19 protein-coding genes are annotated in these 21,648 nt (G+C 68.5%); 5 read left to right on the forward strand and 14 right to left on the reverse strand.

The window, feature by feature from the left end; translation table 11 throughout:
- Positions 1-192 precede the first annotated feature (192 nt).
- Complete coding sequence (locus ACWDXS_RS24685; protein ID WP_449969081.1) at positions 193-3,117, reverse strand: ComEC/Rec2 family competence protein; 2,925 nt, start codon at positions 3,115-3,117, stop codon at positions 193-195.
- 516 nt (positions 3,118-3,633) lie between these two features.
- Positions 3,634-4,644: a ComEA family DNA-binding protein gene (locus tag ACWDXS_RS24690; RefSeq protein ID WP_449969084.1), complete on the reverse strand. Its 1,011-nt coding sequence runs from the start codon at positions 4,642-4,644 to the stop codon at positions 3,634-3,636.
- Between the two features lie 180 nt (positions 4,645-4,824).
- Here ACWDXS_RS24690 and ACWDXS_RS24695 point away from each other — a divergent pair, with 180 nt between their 5' ends.
- Positions 4,825-5,787, forward strand: coding sequence for a DUF2332 domain-containing protein (locus ACWDXS_RS24695; RefSeq protein ID WP_449969087.1), 963 nt, complete (start codon positions 4,825-4,827; stop codon positions 5,785-5,787).
- 5 nt (positions 5,788-5,792) lie between these two features.
- Here ACWDXS_RS24695 and lexA read toward each other — a convergent pair whose 3' ends face one another.
- The 12 genes from lexA to ACWDXS_RS24755 all read right to left on the reverse strand — a co-directional run bounded on the left by lexA (position 5,793) and on the right by ACWDXS_RS24755 (position 16,441).
- Positions 5,793-6,443 (reverse strand): transcriptional repressor LexA, encoded by a 651-nt coding sequence (gene lexA, locus ACWDXS_RS24700; RefSeq protein ID WP_449969089.1) that lies wholly within the window; start codon positions 6,441-6,443, stop codon positions 5,793-5,795.
- 33 nt (positions 6,444-6,476) lie between these two features.
- On the reverse strand, positions 6,477-6,971 hold the full coding sequence (locus tag ACWDXS_RS24705; protein ID WP_379318846.1) for a GNAT family N-acetyltransferase: 495 nt from the start codon (positions 6,969-6,971) through the stop codon (positions 6,477-6,479).
- 72 nt (positions 6,972-7,043) lie between these two features.
- Complete coding sequence (locus tag ACWDXS_RS24710; protein WP_449969093.1) at positions 7,044-7,886, reverse strand: DegV family protein; 843 nt, start codon at positions 7,884-7,886, stop codon at positions 7,044-7,046.
- A 3-nt stretch (positions 7,887-7,889) separates the two neighbouring features.
- On the reverse strand, positions 7,890-9,596 hold the full coding sequence (gene octT, locus ACWDXS_RS24715; RefSeq protein ID WP_449969096.1) for a diglucosylglycerate octanoyltransferase: 1,707 nt from the start codon (positions 9,594-9,596) through the stop codon (positions 7,890-7,892).
- Positions 9,586-10,245 carry a histidine phosphatase family protein gene (locus ACWDXS_RS24720; protein ID WP_101463961.1) on the reverse strand — a complete coding sequence of 220 codons (660 nt, stop codon included), beginning with the start codon at positions 10,243-10,245 and terminating at the stop codon, positions 9,586-9,588. The genes octT and ACWDXS_RS24720 overlap by 11 nt, the downstream gene beginning before the upstream one ends.
- Positions 10,242-10,658, reverse strand: coding sequence for a ribosome silencing factor (gene rsfS / locus ACWDXS_RS24725; protein ID WP_056821472.1), 417 nt, complete (start codon positions 10,656-10,658; stop codon positions 10,242-10,244). The genes ACWDXS_RS24720 and rsfS overlap by 4 nt, the downstream gene beginning before the upstream one ends.
- Before the next feature lie 46 nt (positions 10,659-10,704).
- Positions 10,705-11,346: a nicotinate-nucleotide adenylyltransferase gene (gene nadD / locus ACWDXS_RS24730; protein WP_101463962.1), complete on the reverse strand. Its 642-nt coding sequence runs from the start codon at positions 11,344-11,346 to the stop codon at positions 10,705-10,707.
- 44 nt (positions 11,347-11,390) lie between these two features.
- Positions 11,391-12,314, reverse strand: a complete 924-nt coding sequence (locus tag ACWDXS_RS24735) for a hypothetical protein (protein ID WP_449969102.1) — start codon at positions 12,312-12,314, stop codon at positions 11,391-11,393.
- 239 nt (positions 12,315-12,553) lie between these two features.
- Positions 12,554-12,895: an MmcQ/YjbR family DNA-binding protein gene (locus tag ACWDXS_RS24740; RefSeq protein WP_358071889.1), complete on the reverse strand. Its 342-nt coding sequence runs from the start codon at positions 12,893-12,895 to the stop codon at positions 12,554-12,556.
- 11 nt (positions 12,896-12,906) lie between these two features.
- The gene (locus ACWDXS_RS24745) at positions 12,907-14,304 is read right to left on the reverse strand and encodes a vWA domain-containing protein (protein WP_449969162.1); all 1,398 of its coding nucleotides are present in this window, start codon (positions 14,302-14,304) and stop codon (positions 12,907-12,909) included.
- A complete protein-coding gene (locus ACWDXS_RS24750) occupies positions 14,301-15,179 on the reverse strand; it encodes an AAA family ATPase (RefSeq protein ID WP_358071885.1) in 879 nt (292 codons plus the stop codon). The genes ACWDXS_RS24745 and ACWDXS_RS24750 overlap by 4 nt, the downstream gene beginning before the upstream one ends.
- A complete protein-coding gene (locus ACWDXS_RS24755) occupies positions 15,176-16,441 on the reverse strand; it encodes a glutamate-5-semialdehyde dehydrogenase (RefSeq protein ID WP_449969107.1) in 1,266 nt (421 codons plus the stop codon). Before ACWDXS_RS24755 ends, ACWDXS_RS24750 begins: the two co-directional genes overlap by 4 nt.
- Positions 16,442-16,595: 154 nt before the next feature.
- Between ACWDXS_RS24755 and ACWDXS_RS24760 the strand changes: the two genes are divergently transcribed.
- The 4 genes from ACWDXS_RS24760 (at position 16,596) to ACWDXS_RS24775 (ending at position 21,495) form a co-directional block, all read left to right on the forward strand.
- The gene (locus ACWDXS_RS24760) at positions 16,596-17,471 is read left to right on the forward strand and encodes a ribokinase (protein WP_449969110.1); all 876 of its coding nucleotides are present in this window, start codon (positions 16,596-16,598) and stop codon (positions 17,469-17,471) included.
- Between the two features lie 81 nt (positions 17,472-17,552).
- On the forward strand, positions 17,553-18,776 hold the full coding sequence (locus tag ACWDXS_RS24765) for an RtcB family protein (protein ID WP_449969113.1): 1,224 nt from the start codon (positions 17,553-17,555) through the stop codon (positions 18,774-18,776).
- Between the two features lie 62 nt (positions 18,777-18,838).
- Positions 18,839-20,962, forward strand: a complete 2,124-nt coding sequence (locus ACWDXS_RS24770; RefSeq protein ID WP_378993762.1) for a RecQ family ATP-dependent DNA helicase — start codon at positions 18,839-18,841, stop codon at positions 20,960-20,962.
- A gap of 143 nt (positions 20,963-21,105) precedes the next feature.
- Complete coding sequence (locus tag ACWDXS_RS24775; protein WP_378637387.1) at positions 21,106-21,495, forward strand: hypothetical protein; 390 nt, start codon at positions 21,106-21,108, stop codon at positions 21,493-21,495.
- Positions 21,496-21,648: the final 153 nt, after the last annotated feature.

A 21,648-nucleotide genomic window follows, 5' to 3' on the forward strand; every position in this document is an offset into this window, starting at 1 on the left:
TACGTACGCCCACCGACATCCCTTGGCGCCGACCTCGGGCATGTTGCCGAGCACCGTCGTCCCGCTGCGCCCGGCCGAGTTCGACCAGCTCCCGAGGCGGCCGGACGCGACTCGACCACCGGGAATCGACGTGCTGCTCGTTCTTCACGGTGACCTTCGAGCATCGGTCCGAGACGTCAGTCGTGGCGGGTATCAACGTGCCCACCGACCGGATCGAGATCCTCGACGCCATCCAGGCGTGGGGCCGTGCCGCGTCTGCGGTGCTCGTCGACGAGACGTGACGGTCCGCAGATCGGCGGCGGTACCCACGATCACGACGTCACCCTCAAGGTCGGTCCGAGCGACGGTTGCGCCGAGCGCGGCGAGGGTCGAGGTCACCGTGGGGTGCGGATGCCCGAAGGTGTTGTCCGACCCGGCACTGACCAACGCCAGGCGTGGTCCGACGGCACGCAGGAATGCCGGTGTGGTGGTGCGTGATCCGTGATGGGGGACCTTGAGGACGTCCGCCCGGACATCCTCACCGCGCATGATCCGGGCCTGTGCCTCGGCCTCGATGTCGCCGGTGAACAGGATCGTTCCGGCCGGCGTACGTGCTCGCATCACCAGTGACCGATCGTTGGCCGCATCGGCCGACAGCGACGTCGGCAGGTCCCGGCTCGGTGCCAGCACACGCAATCCGACTGCGCCGAAGGTCATTTCGTGCCCCGCGTGCAGTTCCATCAGCGGAATATCAGCCGCACCAGCCAGTTCCGTCACCCGCTCCACTCCCTCGGTGTCGTCACCGTGGCCATGCGATTCTCGTTGGGAAACAGTCTGTTCCGCGGAACGGCGACCACTTTTCGCCGGCTTCTCCCCCGGCGTCCCACGCGGGCACACGAAATGATCGTCTCCCGTCTGCCGCACCGCGGTGACCACCGTCGACGCTCGCTCCATCGGATGTGAGGTTGCGGTCGGCTGCGGTCGCCCTGGGATGGTCGGCGTCGCCGAGCGCGACGACGGTCCGCCCGAGTCGTCCGGATGCAACGGTGGGACAGCCGAATCCACAGAGGGCACCCGCGCGGCGACTACCCCCTGCGCAGGTGGTGACGATTCCGCTGTTCGCGATGGGTATCTCTCGATTTCTGTGGGATGCGAGGGAGTTCCGGTCGATGGGGTGAGGTTCGGCGGCGTCGGCGCTGTGCCCGGTGTCGGGGCAGTGCTCGGCGTCGGCGCTGCGCTCGGCGTCGGCGCTGCGCTCGGCGTCGGCGCTGTGGTCGGTGTCGGCGCTGTGGTGCGGTCCGCGGCGGCACAGGTTTCGGCGATCGCTGAGCGGAGTTCGCCCGGGGCGGTAGCTATAGCGTCGACAGTGCGGCCTCGGAGAGCGCCGGCGAGTCCGTTGATGTGATCGGCATGGGGGTGAGTGAGGACCAGTAGCGGGATGTGGGTGATTTTCAGGCGATCCAGGCAGGCCCGGATCGGGCGTGGGTCCGGGCCGACGTCTACGACGACCGCGGCACCGGGAGCAACAGACAGAGCCAGGCCGTCGCCCTGCCCAACGTCACACATCGCGAGCACCCAGCCCGATGGTGGCCATCCTGGCTGCAAGAAGCGCACCGGGAGCAGCACAATCGACACTCCCAGCACCACCACCGCGAGGAGTCTGCGGGTGTGCGACCAGCGCAGTGCCGCCACGACCACGACGACGATCACCGCCGCGACCGATCCTGCGACCACGCCGCCAGGCACCGTGATCGTGGCGCCCGGCACCGCGGCCGCGCGATCGGCGACGCCGAGCAACCACCACATCGGTGGCCGCGCGCACCACAGCACCCATACTGCGGCATCACCCCATACGCAGGCCACGACCGCGCCCACCGCGCCGATCACCGTGATCAGCCCGACCACCGGTGCGACGAGCGCGTTGGCCACGATCGCCACCAGGCTCACCCGCCCCGACAGGGCAACCATCAGCGGCACGGTGACCACGAACGCGGCCACCGACACCGCGACGATCTCCGCGGGTGCGCGCCACCAACCATGCGCCCGCAACCAGTCCGCCCAGCTGGGCGCGAGCAAGATCAGCCCCGCGGTCGCGAGCACCGACAGCGCGAATCCCGCGCTCACCGCCAATTGCGGTGCAACGGCCAGCAATCCGATCACCGCCGCACACAACGCCGGCAGCGCCTGCTTGCGTCTGCCGGTGAGCAGGGCGAGCACTGTCACCGAGCCCATCGCTGCCGCGCGCAGCACACTCGGGTCGGGGCGGGCGATCACGACGAACAGCGCGACGGCCCCCGCCGCCGCGGCAGCACTGGTCCGCGGGCCGGCCGTGAGCAGGCGGGTGAGTGCCAACAGGGCCGTCAGCAGGATGGTGAAATTGGCTCCACTGACCACACAGAGGTGCTGCAATCCAGCAATTTCGAATGCGTCACGCACTTGTTCCGGCAGCGCGACAGTGTCACCGACAACGAGCGCGGGCAGCAACCCCGCCGCAGCAGGTGGCAGTGCCTCGGCGGACGCGTCCACCAGATCCGTGCGCACGCTCGCCGCGACCCGCTGCCACCACGGCGGCTCACCGATCCGCTTCGGTGCGTCGGCGGCGTGCAGGGTGGCAACCGTCAGATCGGCGCGGTTCGGCTCGCTGACCTCAGCCCGGAATCGCACCACTTGCCCAGGCGACAGCTCAGCCCACTCACTGCCCTGCGCGAGCACCACAATCGAACCGCCTGCCTGCGTCCATGTCGGGCCATGACCGAACTCGCGCAGACCCGCACGAACAATCCACCGCCGCTCACCGCCGAACCCACCGGCGCGCAGGGGCTTCGCGTCATCGGTGACCACCGCGAGCACGTTCACCGACCGGCCGAACGATTCTCGCAACGGATGTGCCTGGACATGGTGCTCCTGCCAAGCACCGGCCGCCGCGAACCCCGCACCGAGCAGCATCGTCGCCAACCCGGTCACCGCGACAACCCGCCACCGCTCCCGCCGATGCGCCATCGCCCACAGCAGCACCACCCACAACCCGATCGCGACCACGACCGACGCAGCAGCCAGCACCAATCCCGCGACCCACCCCACAGTCACCGCGACAATCGTCGCCACCCAGCACCCGAACGCCGCAGGAACCAACCGCATATCGAGTACCTTTAGCTCCGGTTCCCCCTTGCCCGTCACTCCTTGTTGTCCCACGCCAACCCGGCGTCCCGGCCCCCGCCCCGCCGACTCCCAGTGCTCTGCTGCTCGCGTCCACCGACGCGGACCCGACCTTTCCTGCAAAGCGCCCTCGCGTTCAACCGTTCCCAGCCGCCCACGCCGGTCCGAATCTCCCGGAATCGTTCCCCCGTGCTGTACGACTCTCGGTCGCCGGCGCGGTTCCTCCCGAACCGCTCCCTCGCCCGGCTCGTGTCTCATCCGCCTGCCGTGTCGTCAGGTCGGGGCGTACCGATGCCCAGGTCAACCACATCGTTCGCAGAACGAGGTTTTTCGCCTGATCCGAGTGGACATGCGAGGCGGCGGAGATCGCCTGATCCCGGCGCGCAGTCCTCCACTGTTTCGATGGGTTGAGCTGTGGCGGGTCCGGTACCGAGCCGTGCGCAGGGCCACATTGGGCAGGTCACGCGATCACCTCCGCGCGGGGTGTCTTCGCATGGATCATGCCGTCACCAGGTCGCGGAGTCGAGCCAGCCGGGCGGGACCGATGCCGTCTACCTCGCCGAGTTGAGCGACATCGGTGAAGCGTCCGTTGGTGGTGCGCCACGCGAGAATTGCCTTGGCGGTGACCGGTCCTACGCCGGGCAGTGCGTCCAACTCGGCTTCGGTCGCGGTGTTCAGATCGATGCGCGAATTGCCGGACGAGACACCGCCACTGAGGCCGGCGGTGCTCGAACCTCCTGGTTTCGAGCTCGCGGTGTTCGAGCCGCCGGTGCCGGGCGGGGTCACAGGTGCGCGACCAGCACCGATCGTGATGCTGCCGAGGCGTGGTTGACCGGTTTGAGGATCCGTGGCTCCGACTATGACCTGGTCCCCGTCCACCAGTCGTTGAGCCAGGTTCAGGCCTGCCAGGTCGGCACCGTCACGAATCCCTCCTGCCTTCTCCAAGGCGTCGGCGATCCGGGAACCGTCCGGCAATCGGTGCAGCCCGGCTCGTTCGACCAAACCGACCACGCTGACGACGACATCGGCACTCGAGGTCGGACCTGGACCGGACACGGCCGCGACCACCGTGGTCGGGCCGGGCTGTACCGCAACGCTTTCCGCCCGCAGTACAGGTACCGGCGGAACCGCCCGCGCCACCGGCTGATCGCGTAGCACCATCACACCGGTGAGCACCACAGCGATGACCCCGACCAGCCCGAGTACCAGCGCGCCGCGGCGGCCCGGATCCAGCCGTGCGTTTTGGAAGCGCGCCGGCACCAGGCGGTTTCGCCTGCCCGATCCACCATCGTCGAGCCACCCGGGTGTCCCCACTGGGCCTGGCGGTCCGGCCGACGGCGCGAGTTCGTCATCGTCCCACTGTCCTTCGCCGTCGTCAGGGCGCGCAGCACTGTTCCCGGCCTCCATCCCGGACGCGCGCAGCGGCTGACTACTCGGTCGCGCTCGCTCGCGGACCGCCAGCCCGCCCAGCCGCTGCCGTACTCGCTCGTGCTCTTCGTGTCGTGACATGGCAGCGACGCTAGGCCGACGCCGACCTGACGAACCCCCGCCGACCTGGGCTTCGAGGAAACCTGTGGATAACTCCGAACCTGTGGACAACTCACCGGTCAGCGTGGCTTCGCACCCGGAATCTCGTCTGCCCGAGTGGATACCGTGCGCTCATGGCCGATTCGACGTACCCAGGAACCCATGGAACTCGCACAACGATTCCGCGACTTCGCACTTCTCGAAGCGCGCGGAAATTCCCCGCTCTATCACCGGCGAGCGCTGGATATCAGCGTGGACGCGGAGGTACTGGCGCTGATCGCCCAATTGCCCACGGACAAACAGCAACCCAACCTGATCCTGGCCGCCGCGCGAGTGCACGGCGCGACCGCGGTTCCCTATCACGAGTTCCGCGACCAACTGCGCGAGAACTGGTCGGCGATCTCCGCGACCGCGCTGCGCAGACGTACACAGACGAACGAGGCGGGCCGGGCGGCCACCCTGCTGCCGGTGCTGGCCCGCCTGCCCGGACCCCTGTCGCTCATCGAGGTCGGAGCATCGGCCGGACTGTGCCTGTACCCGGACCGTTTCAGTTATCGCTACAACACCGCCGCGCTGGATCCGGCAGACGGTCCGTCATCGGTTGTGTTGACCTGCAAGACAACCGGAGCGGTGCCGATCCCGGACCGGCTCCCCCGGGTCGTCCATCGGGCCGGAGTAGATCTGAACCCACTCGATGCCGGCAACAGCGACGACCGGCAGTGGCTGTCCGCGCTGGTCTGGCCGGGACAGGACGAGCGGCTGTCGCGCTTGCGTTCGGCCTGCGCGATCGCGGCGGCGGAACCACCGGCCATCGTCACCGGCGACCTGAACGAGCAGGTCACCGAGCTGGTACTCGCGGCGCCACGCGCCAGCACCGTAGTGGTTTTCCACAGTGCTGTGCTGAGCTACCTCTCCCCTCAGGCGCGGGCAGACTTCCGGGCGACGGTGCGGGACCTGCCCTGCCACTGGGTGTCGCAAGAGGGCACCGGGGTTCTCAGCACGCTGGCCGACCGGTTGCCCCCGCGCGAGAGCACAGCGGCCCGATTGGTGCTCGCCCTCGACGACGAGCCGTTGGCTTTCGCCGGGCCGCACGGCCAGTCGCTGGACTGGTTCGGCCCGGCGTAGCGACCTCAGAGTCGGCGCATCACCGACACGACGCGGCCCAGGATGACGGCTTCGTCACCGTCGATCACGGAGTAGGCGGGGTTGCGCGGTTCGAGCTGCACGTGCCCGTTGCGGCGGCGGTACACCTTGACCGTGGCTTCCTCGCCGATCATCGCCGCGACGATATCGCCGGAGTTGGCCTCGCGCTGACTACGCACCACCACGAGGTCGCCGTCGCAGATCGCGGCATCGATCATGGAGTCGCCACGCACCCGCAAGCCGAAAACCTCACCACGGCCGACCAGTTCACGCGGGAGGGTCATGACGTCGTCGGGGTTGTGCTCGGCCAGGATCGGAGTGCCCGCCGCGATGTCGCCGACGACGGGCACCGACACCGAGGCGTCGGAGTCGGCGACGGACGCGCCACGCAGGAACAGGCGCACGTCGATGGGTCGGGTCATGGTGGCGGCACGGCGCAGGAACCCGTCCTCCTCCAACGCCTTCAGGTGTTGGGAGACCGTGGATGTGGAGCGCAGGCCCACCGCGTCGGCGATCTCCCGCGTGCTCGGCGCGTAGCCGTGGGCGAGCACCGAATCCCTGATCACGGCGAGGATGTGTTGTCTGCGGGGAGGCAGGCTCGCGGCGTCGAGGTGGTCGAAGTCGTCGTATCCGGTCATCGGGGAATCGTAGATCCCCCCGCGATCATCACTTCAGTCCAGGTTCCTCGCGAAACAGTTCGACTGCGGCAGGACGTGATACGGCGCGAACAGCGGAATCCGGTGATAGCCACTGCGCTCGTAGAAGCGCACCGCTTCCGGCTGCAGGTGCCCGGTCTGCAGGATCATCCGGGGCCGGCCGGCCGCGCGCACGGATGCTTCGGCGGCGTGCAACAGCGCGGTCGCGGTTCCGGTGCCACGGTAGGCGGGACGCACGAACATCCGCTTGAGTTCGAGGTCACCGGCGTTCCAGCGCACCGCGGCGTGCCCGACAGGCTCCGCGCCCACGTACGCGACGAACGTCTGGTGCACGGTCGCGTGATCGACCGCGATCGGCGAGGGACCGCGCAGGGCGAGCTCGAGGTGGGCGTAGCGGGGACGGACCTCGGCCGACATCTCCGCGCGCAGCGACTCGGCATCCGGGTCGTCCCAGTCGACCACGAGCACTCGTGGCGAAACGTCGGTCTGTGGGGAAGTGTGGCCAACCATGAGAACCACGGTAGGCACCGGATCATCGTCACCGGACTGTTTGCCCTCAGCGAGATTCTGAACCCGCAGCGATCAGACGCATCCGCCGGGCAACACCGCGACACCGAGTGCGCCGACACCGAGGTGCACACCGAGTGCGGGGCCGAACTCGGCAACGTAGAGCTCGTGCACCTCCGGCAGCTGCTCACGCAATTGCGCCGCGATGTTTTCGGCGGCCTCGGGGGCACCGAGATGCTGGATGCCGAGCGCCGCACCATCGGATGCGGCCGCCTCCACCGCGGCAGCCACCAGCTTGGCGTAGGCACGCGATCTGGTTCGCACCTTCTCACGCATTTCGAGCTTGCCCTCCACCAGCTGCAGCAGTGGTTTCGTCACCAGTTCACTGCCGAAGAACGCTGCGGCGCTGCTCAGCCTGCCACCCTTGCGGAGTTGCTCGGTGCGGTTGACCAGGATGAACGTGCGCGAACGGGTCGCGGCCGACACCGCGCGCTCATAGACATCGTTCAACGCCTCGCCTGCCCTCGCCTTACGCGCGGCGGCCAGCACGGGCAGACCGGTCGCCAGGCCGGCCCCGAGCGAATCGACAACGCGCACACGATCTTCGGCGCCCATGTCGCGCACCGCCTGACGGCCCGACTCCCACGTCGCCGACAATCGGCGCGACAGATGGACGGCCACCACACCGTCGCCGTCGCTGAGGCTCAGCGCTCGTTCGTAGGCTTCGCGCAGTTCTCCGGGCGAGGCGGCCGACGTGGTGACCGAGTCGGCGGTGTAGTCGATCTCGATCGGGTCGACGCCTTCCCGGATCTCGTGCTCACCGACGAGCACATGCAACGGCACCACTTCGATACCGAGCTCGGCGACGAGATCGGCGGACAACCCCGCCGCCGAATCGGTCACCACCACAACGGCCACGGACTACCGGACCTCCTGCAGCGCCTTCGTCATCGCCGTCGCCACCGCCGCGTGCCCGGCCCAGCCCCAGTGGATGCCATCCGGGTTCGCCGATCCCGACTCGATGTCGTCGCGCACGGCCTCGCCGAGGTCGACGAGCGGCACCGACGTACGGCCCGACCACGCCTGCAATGCCTTGACCGCCCGCGCCCTGCCCCGGTGGACCCGCCCGTAGGCGTCGCACTTGTGGACCGACGGCAGCACCGCCACGACAGGCAGCTCCGGACGCAGATGATTCAGCGCGGTCCGCGACTGCTCCAGGTAGTCCACGCTCACCTTGGGCGGAAGGGCAACCGGGCGACCGAGTTTCGACAGCTTCGGCTGCAGCCAGTTGTAGGACGCCCGCACGCCACGGCGCAGACGCGGCGGACGGATATAGCGAATCATCTCCCGCAGCGCGGTGGGCAGCGGGGACGGCAACGTGTCCATGCCGCCGACGGCGAATACGACCGCCCCGGCGCGCGGCACCGCGGCCCACACGCGCGGATCTCCGATCAGCGCCCAGTAGGCATCGCGACAGGTCCAGCCGATCCGAGCGATCAGTTCGACATCCCAATCCAGTTCCGCGGCAACCATATTCGGCCAGATCCGTGGATCATCGGCAGGCAGCCCGCCCTTCGGCCCGTAGTAGGCGAGCGAGTCGGCGATTACGAGCAGCACTGGACGCGGTGCTGCCGACTCGACCGGCCTGGGCGACACGGCTTCCTCGACGAGCAGCGAACCGGAGATCTCCGCAGCGCCCGATTCACCGGGCGAGACAGCAGGTTTCGCGGACACCTCGACCGCGGGATCCGCGACAGCGGTTGCCGAGGATGTCAGCAAGCTGTCCGCGATATCGAGGTCCACGTCCGGAAGTGCGGCGGGAGGATCGACCTGCGCATCAGCAGAACCGGTTTCGACGGCAGTCGCCACCTCAGCCGAAGAAACTTCGGACGAGGTAGCGGCATCGACCCGAACCGGATCGCTCGCCTCCGGCCGGAGTGGTTGCGGCGCAGCCGTATCCGTAGATCCGGCGGCATCCACGATCGACTCGGCGACTGCCGGGTCATCGACGGACGTCTCCGTGGACTTCTCACTGCCGGCAGCCGATACCGCATCCGCAGCAGCGGCGATATCCGCAGTGGACTGGGCGGTATCGGTCTGTGCAGCACCGGAATCCGCATCGCCGAGTTCGTCTGTCGAACCGTCATCTGCGACAACATCCACCGATGCCGTGGCACCGGAAGTCTCGCTGTCCGCTTCCTGCACAGCGGAACTGGATGCGACGTCGACAGCGCCGCGTGCGGCCTCGGCATCGTCACCGATCGAGGTCACCGCACTATCGCCGTCGACACTGCCGTCTGGGGAAACATCGGCGGTCGGGGACCCGGAATCCGCTGTCCCCGAGCCGGACTCGACGACGTCTGCCGCCGAGTCGACCGGCTCGGGATCTGCGACGACCGGCGGGGGCACCGGGCCGAACAGGGCATCGGGCAGCGATCGCGCGCTGCGTGCGGTGACCTGCTTGAAGAGCTCGTCCGGTACCGAACGGATCGGCTCCTCACGCTCTGCGCGCGCGGGCCGAGCGGGTGGCGGACCGAATAGCGCGTCCGGCAATTGCCGTCCGGCTTTGGCCGTCACCTGCTGGAACATCTCATCAGGTACTGATCGGTCGGGCTCTTCATTGGACATCGGGAGCTACCTTCGCCGCTGCGTTCCACACATCGAGGCGCCAGCCGGGTCGATCGATGTCCGGGCCGTGGCTGGAAAGCTGCACCCAGCTGGTATTGGCCAGCCCACCCAGGGCAGGCCAGTTCTCCGGTGGCAGTTCCAGCAACGCGGCCGTCAGAGCAGCGATCAGCCCGCCGTGCGCAACCAGGATGATAGTCCGACCGGGCCAATCCTGCCGCTCGTTGTACAGTTCGCGCACCACAGGCAGGGACCGGGCACCCACCTCGAGCTTGCTCTCGCCGCCGGGCGGTGTGTAGGTCGCGTCGAGACGCCACTGCACGCGCGCGCCGGGGTAATCGGCGTCGACTTCGAGGTGGGTCAGGCCTTCCCAGTCGCCCAGGTTGGTTTCGCGCAGTCGCGGATCGGTGATGACAGGCAGATCGCTGATGTCACCGAGTGCCTGGGCGGTTTCCTTGGCGCGACGCAGATCGGAGGCGTGGATCGCGATGGCGTTGCGTGAACCCAGTTCGCGCGCGGCCTCTTTGGCCTGCTGGCGACCGAGTTCGGTGAGATCGGTGTCGATCTGACCCTGCATCCGGTCGGCCGCGTTCCATTCGGTCTGCCCGTGCCGCAACAGGATCAGGTTGCGCACATGGGCGTACTTGCTCACTCGTTGATTCCCTCTACCTGCGCGTCGTCGTCCGCGGCCGGAGTCGGGAGTGCGGCGATGCCTTCGACGGGAACCGCCGGGCAGTCACGCCACAGGCGCTCGAGTGCGTAGAAGTTGCGCTCGTCGTTGTGCTGGACGTGCACGACGATATCGACGTAGTCGAGCAGCGCCCAGCGACCCTCACGGGTGCCTTCGCGACGGACCGGCTTGTGGCCGGCTTCGCGCAGCTTGTCTTCGATGTTGTCGACGATCGCGTTGACCTGGCGCTCGTTGGGCGCCGACGCGATGACGAAGCAGTCGGTGATCACCAGCTGCTCGGAGACGTCGAGGACGACGACATCGGTGGCCAGCTTGTCGTCGGCGGCGAGTGCGGCGACCGTGGCCATCTCGATCGCTTCGGTAGAGGCACTCATACGGTCTCCTCCTGCGGGGTCAGACCCTCGCTCATGTGGCTCAACGTCAGCTACCTTCCGTTCCTGCGGGCACGTAGAGGTGCCGCTTCGATATGTACTGCACCACGCCGTCGGGGACGAGGTACCAGACCGGCCGACCCTCCGCGGCGCGGCGGCGGCATTCGCTCGACGAGATGGCCAGCGCGGGGATCTCGACCATCGTCACGGCGTCGGCGGGAAGGTCCCGCAAATGCTCCTCGAGATGATCGGTGTTCAGTTCGTAACCCGGTCGGCTCACCCCGACGAACTTCGCCAGTTCGAACAGTTCGGTCCAATCCTGCCATGTCAGGATGTTGGCCAGCGCGTCCGCACCGGTGATGAAGTACAGCTCCGCGTCGGGATGCGCGTTTTGCATCTCGCGCAGGGTGTCCACCGTGTAGGTGACCTTGTTGCGTTCGATGTCGGCTCGGCTGACGGAAAACCTCGGGTTGGACGCGGTGGCGATAACCGTCATCAAATAGCGATCCTCGGCGGGGCTGACCTGCTTGTTGACCTTCTGCCACGGCTGGCCGGTCGGCACGAAGATCACTTCGTCGAGCTCGAACCGGTTCGCGACCTCGCTCGCCGCGACCAGGTGGCCGTGGTGGATCGGGTCGAAGGTGCCGCCCATGACGCCGAGCTTGCGGCGCGGCCGAGCTGTTTCGTGCATGAGGTCTGAGCTTAATCCGGCCCATGAGATCGGGGCGGACCGGACTACTCCGCGCCATCGCGACGCTCGCGAGGTCCCGACGCCTGGGCGCACATCTGCGCGAACTGGGCACGGGTGCGTTTCAGCTCCTCGACGAGGTGTGCGGCCGGCTCGGCGGCTACCCGGCGGTCCAGCTCGTTCAACAACACATCGATCGTTACCCACCAGGGCCCACGCACACGCCCCTGCGGTCCGCGCAGTTGCAACCAGGCGGCGGCACGCAGGCAGCGGGCCCGCGGCACGATCTTGTCCTGTTCGCCCCACAGGCCCGCGGCGCGCAGGTAGCCGCCGAGCGCCTCGGTCTCCTGTCCACAGCACTCCCGGGCGACCGCGGCCGACCAGACCAGATCGGCATGGCGGCGGCGCAACGAGGGCGTACCGCCGATCAGCCGTGCCGCCTCGGTGAACTGCCAGGCGGCCTGGCGGTAGCGACCGACGTGGTTCAGCGATTCGGCGAACTGGGCACGTACCAGCGCGAGCTCGGCAGGTGGGTAGCCGACGGGGCCGGTGAGCAGTGGGCGGTCGAAGGCGACCACCGCTTCGCCGTGCCGACCCGCACGATGCCAGGCACGACCCGCGACCAGCCACAGGTGGACCGAGTCCGCACACGAGATCGGCTGCCAGCAGGCAGCAGCCGAGGCCGCGGCGCGGGCTACGTCGCGGTCACGGCCCGGCTGGGCGGCGACCGCGGTCACCAGCTGCGTGCGCATCGCGGCTAGTTCGCGCCCGGCCAGCTCACCCGCACCGACAACCAGGGCCCGACGCAGTTGCTCCTCCGCTGCCGCGGGAGCGTCTGCCAGCCGAGCGGCGGCGATACCGGCCAGTCGCCGCGCCGCCCGCGCCCCTGAACCCGGCGCCAGCGGACCGGCATCCGCACCGAACGAACCTGCCGCGAGCGCCGTGGCCTGCCCTGCGCCGGCCGAACCCACCTCGCGGCCACCGGCAGGCGGAAGGTGAGGTTCTTCTTCTCGAAGCGAATCGTTCTCGTTCGCGAACGCATCGTTCACCGGGCGGAGCTCGACGACCGCGCGAGCGCACAGCCCGGCAGAACCACTACTGCATCCGATATCCGTCGATCGGATCGCTCGTCGTCGCGCGACGCCCCTGCCAGCATGGGCGTGATCTTGGTAGCCGTGCCATGTGAGCCGCTTAACGTCGGCTGAAGTACTCAGGCGGTGGGGCGCTTCGACTTCGGGAGCTTGGCGACGACCGCGTCGTAGGAGGCGTCGATCAGTTCGCGTAGTTCGTCGTCCGGCACCGCGCCGCCGACGCGGATGCTGTTCCAGCCGTAGCGGCCGATGTAGGCCGACACGGTGACGTCGTCGGGGTAGATGTCGACCAGCTCGTCGGCTTCGGTGCGGTCACGCCCGCACTTGAGCCCGATCGACGTGCCCGCGCCGAGGAACGCGAAGACTTTGTCGCCGACCTTGGCGACGGTGTCGCCCTCCCACGGCTCGTCCTCCCAGGCGCCCGGTTTGGCCAGGCAGTAAGCCAGGACGTCGACACTCATCGTCAGCTCCTTCAGACGGGCAACAGTCGGGAGACCACCTCGGTCAGCTGCCGAGCTGATCGGCATTCGTGCATCTCGATCACCGAACCGTAGTCGCGGGCCGCTGAATCGCCTGTCCCCCAAAGGTTCTGGGGTTCCGGATTCAGCCAGTGCGCGTGCCGGGCGGTGCCGACCAGTTCGCGCAGGGTGTCCAGCTGCGGGTTGCGGTAGTTGGTGCGGCCGTCGCCGAGAACCAGCAGCGAGCTGCGGCTGGTGACGGCCTCACCGAAGTTCTCGGCGAAGCTGGTCAGCGCGTAGCCGTAGTCGGAGTGCCCGTCGGCGTCGATGATGCGCGACTCGGTGAAGATCCGGGTCATCACATCGTCGAGACCCGCGTACGGCTCGAAGAAGCTCGTCACCTCGTCGGTGCGGTCGACGAACGCGAAGATCCGCACCCGGGAGAACTGCTCCCGCAGCGCGCTCACCAGCAGCAGTGTGAAGTTGCTGAACCCGGCCACCGAGCCCGAGATATCGCACAGCAGCACCAGTTCCGGTCGACCGGGACGCGGCTTGCGGTTCACCAGATCAATCGGCACCCCGCCGGTGGACATCGAGGCACGCAGGGTCTTGCGCAGATCGATTTCGCCGCGCCGCGCTCGTTTGCGCCGCACCGCCAGCCGGGAGGCCAGGATCCGGGCCAGTCGCTGGGTGCCGCGCCGCAGTTCGGTGAGCTCGCGTTCGGACGCGCGCAGGAAGTCGGCGTCCTCGGCCTGGCGCGCGACACCGTAGGTCGCGACGCGTTCGCGCCCGATCTGCTCTGCCACGCGCCGATTGGTCTCGGCTTCCACGCTGGCGCGGAACCCCGCGATGCGTTCCCGTGCGACGCGGCGGGCAACCTCGGTGTCGCGCTCGCTCGCGTCCGGCGGGAGAGCGAGACCCGCGAGCACCTTGGCCAGCAACGACTGGGGCGCGAGATCTTTGAGAGCCTGGTACGCGGAGAACGACGGTCCACGCGCGGACTGGTACTGCCCCAGCTGTTCGACCACCTGTCCGGCCAGCATCTGCAACTGCTCGCCACCACCGTCGGCGGCGAGCATTTCGGCGAGCTGCTCACGGAGGGCGGCCAGGTCGATCTGGCCGTCGGGAGTGCGTGGCAGGTCCGGAGTCTCAGCGGTGCGATCACCCACGGCACCGGGGAACCACAGATCGAACAGGCCGTCGAAGGTGGCGCGATGGGTAGGCCTGCGCAGCAGCGCACAGGCCAGCCCTTCGCGCACAGCTTCGCGATCGAGCAGATCCAGCACGGTCAGTACGCGGCCCGCATCGACGGTTTCCGAGGGTCCCACCGGCACGCCACGGGCGCGGAGCGCACCGACGAAACCGGCGACGTGGCCGCCGATTCCGTGGGGTGCTGGCGCAGTCACGATCAGGCCAGTTTCAGCTCGGCCAGCGCGCGCTGGTGATCGCTGCGGTGCTTGAGCACCACGCCGAGCGTGGCGCGCACGGTCGCGTCGTCGAGGTCGGCGGCGCCCAACGCGAGCAAGGTGTTGCCCCAGTCGATCGTTTCGGCGACCGAGGGCAGCTTCTTGAGTTGCATACCGCGCAACACGTGCACGACCCGCACCAGTTGCTCGGCCACGGTGCTCGGGAGTTCCGGCACACGGCTGGCCAGGATGCGGCGCTCGAGATCTTCGTCGGGGAAGTCGAGGTGCAGGTACAGGCAGCGGCGTTTGAGCGCCTCCGACAGTTCCCTGGTGGCGTTCGAGGTGAGCACCACGAACGGCTTGCGCGTAGCGGTGATGGTACCCAGCTCGGGCACGGTCACCGCGAAATCGCTGAGCACTTCGAGCAGCAGACCCTCGATCTCGACGTCGGCCTTGTCGGTCTCGTCGATCAGCAGCACCGTCGGCTCGGTGCGGCGGATGGCGGTGAGCAACGGGCGCGAGAGCAGGAACTCCTCGGTGAAGACGTCGGCTTTGGTTTCGGCCCAATCATTTTCACTCGACGCCTGGATCCGCAGGATCTGCTTGGCGTGATTCCACTCGTAGAGCGCGCGAGCCTCGTCGACGCCTTCGTAGCACTGCAGGCGGACCAGTTCGGCATCGGCGACCTGGGCTACCGCCCGCGAGAGTTCGGTCTTGCCGACACCGGCCGGCCCCTCGATGAGCAGCGGTTTGCCCAGCCGGTCGGCAAGGAAGACCGAAGTGGCCGTTGCTTTGTCGGCCAGGTAGCCGGTGGTGGCGAGGCGGGAGATGACATCGTCTACCGACGTGAAGATCGGTTCCTGTACGAGAGTCACGATCACACCGGCCGAGTCTGGCCGTCGCCCCACACGATCCACTTCGTGGAGGTGAGTTCGGGCAGTGCCATCGGGCCGCGGGCGTGCAGTTTCTGGGTGGAGATGCCGATCTCGGCGCCGAACCCGAACTGCTCACCGTCGGTGAACGCGGTGGACGCGTTCACCATCACCGCGGCGGCGTCCACGCGGGCCGTGAACTCGCGAGCGGCGGCCAGATCGGCGGTGACGATGGCCTCGGTGTGGCCGGTCCCCCAGGTGTTGATGTGGTCGACGGCGGCATCGAGGTCGTCGACCACCTTCAGCGCGATATCGAGGGTGAGGTACTCCTCACCCCAGTCGGCGTCGGTGGCCGGGACCTGACCGGGCAGGTCGCCGTGGATGGTGACGCCCGCGTCGTCGAGCGCCTTGCTGAGCCGCGGCAGCGCGGTCTCGGCGACGGCGGCGTCGATGAGTACGGTCTCGGCGGCGTTGCAGACGCTGGGTCGGCGGGTCTTGGCATTGAGCACGATGGCCTCGGCCATGTCCAGATCGGCGGCCGAGTGCACGTAGACGTGGCAGTTGCCGGTGCCGGTCTCGATGGTGGGCACCTGCGCGTCGCGGACGACGGCGTTGATCAGGCCCGCGCCGCCGCGCGGGATCACCACGTCGACGAGGCCGCGGGCCTGGATCAGGTGGGTGACGCTGGAGCGGTCGTTGCTCGGCAGCAGTTGCACGGCGTCGGCCGGAACATCCTGGGCGACAAGGGCCTCGCGCAAGACCTCGACCAGTGCGGCGTTGGAGTTCGCCGCCGAGGACGACCCGCGCAGCAGCGCCGCGTTGCCCGATTTGAGAGCGAGACCGAACGCGTCGACGGTGACATTGGGCCGCGCCTCGTAGACCATGCCGACCACACCGAGGGGGACGCGGGTCTGGCGGATCTCGAGGCCGTTGGGCAGCGTGGAACCGCGCACGATGACACCCACCGGGTCGGGCAGAGTGGCGACCTGCCGCAGCCCCGAGGCGATGCCGTCGATGCGGGCCTTGGTGAGCCGCAGCCGATCGAGCAGATTCTCCTCGGTACCGGCGGCCTGCGCGGTCGCGATGTCCTCGGCGTTGGCCGCGAGTACGCGATCGGCGGCGGCCAGCAGGGCGTCGGCCGCCGCGTGCAGGGCGTCGTTCTTCTGCGCCGCGGTCAGCTGAGCCAGCACACGGGACGCGACGCGAGCCCTGCGGGCGGCGTCGTGCACCGCTGCGCGGATGTCCAGCTCGGGGGTCACTTCTACCGTCATGGCTATCAGCCTACGCAGGCCGCCTCGCGCGCTCGACGCCACCCGGGACCCGGAATAGCCCTCCGACCGGCACCGGGACCGAGTTGTGCACAGGTTCGGCGACGCCGTCGACAAAGTTGTCCACAGCAACGCCGTCGCCGCTAGATTCGGCGTCATGGATCGCACCGGTTCGCCGAGCGTCGTCGTGCTCGGCAGCGTCAATATGGACCTGGTCACGACGGTCCCACGCAGGCCCGCGCCGGGTGAGACGGTGCTCGGGAGCGACTTCGCGACCGTGCCCGGCGGTAAGGGGGCGAACCAGGCGATCGCGGCCGCGCGATCCGGGGCGCGGGTGCGATTTCTCGGGGCGATCGGCGACGACGCGTTCGGGACGGACCTGGCGGCCACGTTGTCGGGGGCCGGCGTCGACATCACTTTGCTCCGCAGGATCGATGGCGCCAGCGGGATCGCCTCGATCGTGGTCGACGAGGCAGGCGAGAACAGCATCATCGTGGTGGCGGGGGCCAACGGGCGGGTAACCGATCTGACGGCAGCCGAACTCGCCGCGATCGCGCGTGCCGACATCCTGTTGTGCCAGTTGGAGATTCCGATCCACACGGTGCTCGCCGCAGCACAGCACGCCCGCGCGTCGGGCACCGTCGTCGCGCTCAATCCGTCCCCGGTTCAGCCGCTGCCCGACGAATTATGGGCGGCCGTCGATCTCGCGATCGTGAATTCCCTGGAGTCCGAGCAGTATTCGGACGAGCTGACGCACGTCGCGCATCTCGTGCGCACGCTCGGTGGGGACGGCGCCGTTTATCGCGACGCCGACGGAAACGAGCGATCCGTCGGCGGTCGCACCGTCGACGTCCTCGACACGACGGGCGCGGGCGACGCGTTCACCGGCGCGCTGGTCGCAACCTGGAATCGGGGCATTTCTACCGCACTGAACTGGGCGAACACCGCCGGAGCTCTGACGACCACCCGGCTCGGCGCGAGCTCGGCGATCCCCGGAAGCGACAGGATCGCGGCAGCCCTCACCGCCGACTGACCTGTCGGGCGCGGCGAAAATAAGGTGCGCCGCCTCCACCCCATCCCTACCGTTGGTCCTTCATCAAGGAGAGGACCGACCATGTTTCCCGTCGAGCTGCGCGGTACGCGAGCGCAGACGCTCATGTGGGCCGACGAGCACGAGATCGAGCAGTCAGCGCTGCGCCAGCTTCGCAATATCGCGAACCTGGAATGGGTGCACGGACTGCGCGTGATGCCCGATGTGCACCTGGGCAAAGGGGCGACGGTCGGGTCCGTGATCGCGATGCGTGATGCGGTGGCGCCTGCCGCGGTCGGGGTGGATATCGGATGCGGGATGGAGAGCGTGAAGACCGATCTCACCGCCGCCGACCTGCCGGATGACCTGCGCTCGTTGCGCAACCGGATCGAGAGCGCAGTACCGGTCGGCTTCCAGGCGCACAAGGACGCGGTGAACGTCACGAAGCTGGGTGCGGAGTTCGCGGGGTCGCATGGGCAGGCCGCGTTGCGGGCCAACAGCTGGGAGCGGTTCTGGCGTTCGTTCGGCGAGCTGCATCCCGGGGTCTCCCAGCTGGAGTCCAAGGCGCACAAGCAGATCGGATCGCTCGGGTCGGGCAATCACTTCATCGAGGTCTGCCTCGACCAGGACGATGCCGTCTGGATTCTGCTGCACTCCGGTTCGCGCAATATCGGCAAGGAGCTCGCCGAGCGGCACATGGCGGTGGCCCGCGCGCTGCCGCACAACCAGTCGCTGCCGGATCGCGATCTGGCCGTCTTCGTCTCCGGGACAGCGGAAATGGACGCCTACCGGCGTGACCTCACCTGGGCGCAGGAATACGCCGCGCGTAATCGTGCGGTGATGCTGTCGCTGGTGTGCCGTGCGGTACGCGATGAATTCGCCGGGCGCGAGGTGCGTTTCGACGAGCCCATTTCCTGCCATCACAACTATGTGGCCGAGGAGATCATCGACGGTGAGCCGATGCTGGTGACCCGTAAGGGCGCGGTGCGGGCCGGATCCGGTGAACTCGCGTTGATTCCGGGTTCGATGGGGACGCGGTCGTATGTGGTGCGGGGCAAGGGGAATCCGGCGTCGTTCCAGTCGGCCTCGCACGGTGCGGGGCGGCGGTTGAGCCGGTCGGCGGCCAAGCGGCAATTCACGGTCGCGGATCTGGTCGCGCAGACCGAGGGTGTGGAATCGCGTAAGGACGCGGGCGTGGTCGATGAGATCCCGGCCGCGTACAAGGACATCGATCAGGTGATCGCGGCACAGGCCGATCTGGTCGAGGTGGTGGCGACGCTGCGGCAGGTGCTGTGCGTGAAGGGCTGATTCATGGTCGGCTGTCTGTGTTGCCCATCGAACCTGTCGGAGGTGTACGGCACGATAGGCGCATGACCTCACCCGCAGGCAACGATGTGCTCGACCTGACGGCTCCTGACCTGCGCGAACGAGCCGAACAGCTGCTTCGTGAGCTCGCCGGACCCGATGCGCGGCTGCGGGAAGATCAGTGGATCGCGATCGAAGCGCTGGTGGTGCAGCGCAGGCGGGCGCTGGTCGTGCAACGGACCGGGTGGGGTAAGTCGGCGGTGTACTTCATCGCGGCCAAGTTGCTGCGCGGAGCGGGGCGTGGGCCGACGGTGATCGTGTCGCCGTTGCTGGCGTTGATGCGCAACCAGGTGGCGGCCGCCGAGCGCGCCGGGGTGGTGGCGGCCACGATCAACTCGGGCAACGTCACCGAGTGGGACGAGATCCATCAGCAGGTGGCCGACGGTGCGGTCGACGTGCTGCTGGTGAGCCCGGAACGGTTGAACAACCCCGACTTTCGCGATCAGGTGCTGCCGCGCCTTGCTGCCGACGCCGGGCTGGTCGTCATCGACGAAGCGCACTGTGTATCGGACTGGGGCCACGACTTCCGGCCCGACTACCGCCGCATCCGCACGTTGATCGCCGACCTCGGGTCGGAGGTGCCGGTCCTGGCGACCACCGCGACCGCCAACGACCGGGTGGTCACCGACGTGGCCGGACAGATCGGCACCGATACGTTGGTGCTGCGCGGCACTTTGGATCGCGAATCACTGCACCTGTCGGTGGTGCGGTTCGACGACGCGGTGCAGCGCACGGCGTGGCTGGGCGAACAGCTGCATCGGATGCCGGGCTCGGGCATCATCTACTGCCTCACGGTCGCGGCGGCCAACGATCTGGCCGACCTGCTGAATTCACACGGCCACACCGTCGCCGCCTATACCGGCCAGACCGACCCGGCCGAACGCGAGGTGCTCGAGGCCGCGCTACTGAACAACGAGGTGAAGGCGTTGATCGCGACGTCGGCACTGGGCATGGGTTTCGACAAGCCGGATCTCGGATTCGTCGTGCACGTCGGTGCGCCGTCCTCGCCGATCGCCTACTACCAGCAGGTCGGTCGCGCGGGGCGCGGTACCGAACGCGCCGAAGTGGTCCTGCTGCCCGGCCCCGAGGACGCGCGGATCTGGAGCTACTTCGCCTCCGTCGCCTTCCCGCGTGAACACATCGTGCGCTCGGTGCTCGCCGCGCTGGACACCGACCGGGCGATGTCGACGGTGGCGCTCGAACCGCTCGTCGAGCTGAACCGATCGCGTCTCGAGATGGTGCTGAAGGTGCTCGACGTCGACGGCGCCGTGCGCCGGGTGCGCGGCGGGTGGCTCTCGACCGGCCAGGACTGGACCTACGACACCGAGCGCTACGAGGGCCTGGCCGCGGCACGCGACGCCGAACAACAGGCGATGATCGATTATCAGTCGACGGCGTCGTGCCGGATGACCTTCCTGCGCCGCCAACTCGACGACCCCGGCCTGGGCGGGCTCGCGACAGCGGAGCTGGATTGCGGCCGCTGCGACAACTGCACCGGCACCCGTGCCGACACCACCGTCGACGACGCCGCGATCGCCGCGACCCGAGCCCGCCTCGATCGTCCCGGCCTCGACCTCGCCCCCCGCAAACAGTGGCCCAGCGGCATGGCGAAATTGGGAATCCCGTTGTCGGGCAAGATCTCCGGCGGTGCCGAGACCGGCCGCGTCCTCGGCCGACTCACCGACCTGGGCTGGGGAATGCGGCTGCGCGCCCTGCTCGACGCCACCGACGCACCGGTCCCCGACGCGGTCTTCGACGCCTGCGTCGCGGTACTGCGTGACTGGACCTGGACCACCCGTCCCACCTCGGTGCTGGCTCTCGAATCCCCCCGATATCCCCAGCTCACCGCCAGTCTCGCCGAACGCCTGGCCCAGATCGGCCGACTCGACAACCTCGGCACCCTCCGCACCAGACCCGACCGTCCCCCGGTCTCGGCGGCGAACTCCGCCCATCGGGTCGCCGGGCTGTTCGACTCCTGGGAGATCCCCGACCTCTCCGGGGTCGACGGACCGATCCTGCTCGTCGACACCCTCACCGACACCGGCTGGACCATGACCGTCGCCGCCCATGCCCTGCGCACCAGCGGCGCCGACGCCGTCCTCCCCTTCGCCCTGGCTACCCCGACCTGACCCGGCCCGAGCTCCCCGATCCCGAGGGGCGGCCGGGTCGCCCCTCGGAGCCGCGAACACGTGTGCCCCGGCGCGCCGAAAACACAGCCCAACACGCCGCCCAGATTGTGGGCACCCATCACCACCAGTGCTTGAATGCGCCTATGACCAGGACCACATTTGCTCGAACCCTGATGGCCGTTGCCGCGGGCTGTGCGGCCGGATTCACCCTCTTGACCGTTCCCGCCCAGGCGTCGAACGAGAACCCGCTCGACTGCGCCGGCGTCCCCGGCGCCCAGGCCGCCGCCGACCGTGAGAGCGCGATCCGCGGCATCGCCATCACGCCGCTGTGCTTCAGCGGCGGGCTCTACAGCGGCGTCCACGCCGGTATCCCCCTGGCGGTGCTCAATCCGTTGACGATGCCGGGCACCGCGAGCGTGTGCGTCGCCGAACGCGAAACCGTCGAGGCGGCAGCGAGATTCGAATGGACCGACCGGGTCCACGTGATGCCGATGTGCATCCAGAATCGGGCGTTCGGCGTGTACGAGCTGTAGCTCGCCCCGCACGGAGCGGTCCGCACGGAGTCGATCCGTGCGGACTTTTTTTGCCTCTTGCCCTATACGTATACATCTACTTATAGTGAGTCGGACGGAACGAGTACCGCTACCGCACAACTGAACACAGACCCACGACGACGGCCCGAAACG

Source organism: Nocardia sp. NPDC003183 (assembly GCF_053590715.1).

Bases quoted from the DNA above. Each gene is read 5' to 3' on its own strand.
- octT (WP_449969096.1), bottom strand. From the start codon at position 9,596: ATGTCCAATGAAGAGCCCGACCGATCAGTACCTGATGAGATGTTCCAG.
- nadD (WP_101463962.1), bottom strand. From the start codon at position 11,346: ATGCACGAAACAGCTCGGCCGCGCCGCAAGCTCGGCGTCATGGGCGGC.
- ACWDXS_RS24770 (WP_378993762.1), top strand. From the start codon at position 18,839: ATGACCTCACCCGCAGGCAACGATGTGCTCGACCTGACGGCTCCTGAC.
- rsfS (WP_056821472.1), bottom strand. From the start codon at position 10,658: ATGAGTGCCTCTACCGAAGCGATCGAGATGGCCACGGTCGCCGCACTC.
- ACWDXS_RS24765 (WP_449969113.1), top strand. From the start codon at position 17,553: ATGTTTCCCGTCGAGCTGCGCGGTACGCGAGCGCAGACGCTCATGTGG.
- ACWDXS_RS24760 (WP_449969110.1), top strand. From the start codon at position 16,596: ATGGATCGCACCGGTTCGCCGAGCGTCGTCGTGCTCGGCAGCGTCAAT.
- ACWDXS_RS24705 (WP_379318846.1), bottom strand. From the start codon at position 6,971: ATGGTTGGCCACACTTCCCCACAGACCGACGTTTCGCCACGAGTGCTC.
- lexA (WP_449969089.1), bottom strand. From the start codon at position 6,443: ATGACCGGATACGACGACTTCGACCACCTCGACGCCGCGAGCCTGCCT.
- ACWDXS_RS24775 (WP_378637387.1), top strand. From the start codon at position 21,106: ATGACCAGGACCACATTTGCTCGAACCCTGATGGCCGTTGCCGCGGGC.
- ACWDXS_RS24695 (WP_449969087.1), top strand. From the start codon at position 4,825: ATGGAACTCGCACAACGATTCCGCGACTTCGCACTTCTCGAAGCGCGC.
- ACWDXS_RS24690 (WP_449969084.1), bottom strand. From the start codon at position 4,644: ATGTCACGACACGAAGAGCACGAGCGAGTACGGCAGCGGCTGGGCGGG.
- ACWDXS_RS24755 (WP_449969107.1), bottom strand. From the start codon at position 16,441: ATGACGGTAGAAGTGACCCCCGAGCTGGACATCCGCGCAGCGGTGCAC.
- ACWDXS_RS24740 (WP_358071889.1), bottom strand. From the start codon at position 12,895: ATGAGTGTCGACGTCCTGGCTTACTGCCTGGCCAAACCGGGCGCCTGG.
- ACWDXS_RS24685 (WP_449969081.1), bottom strand. From the start codon at position 3,117: ATGCGGTTGGTTCCTGCGGCGTTCGGGTGCTGGGTGGCGACGATTGTC.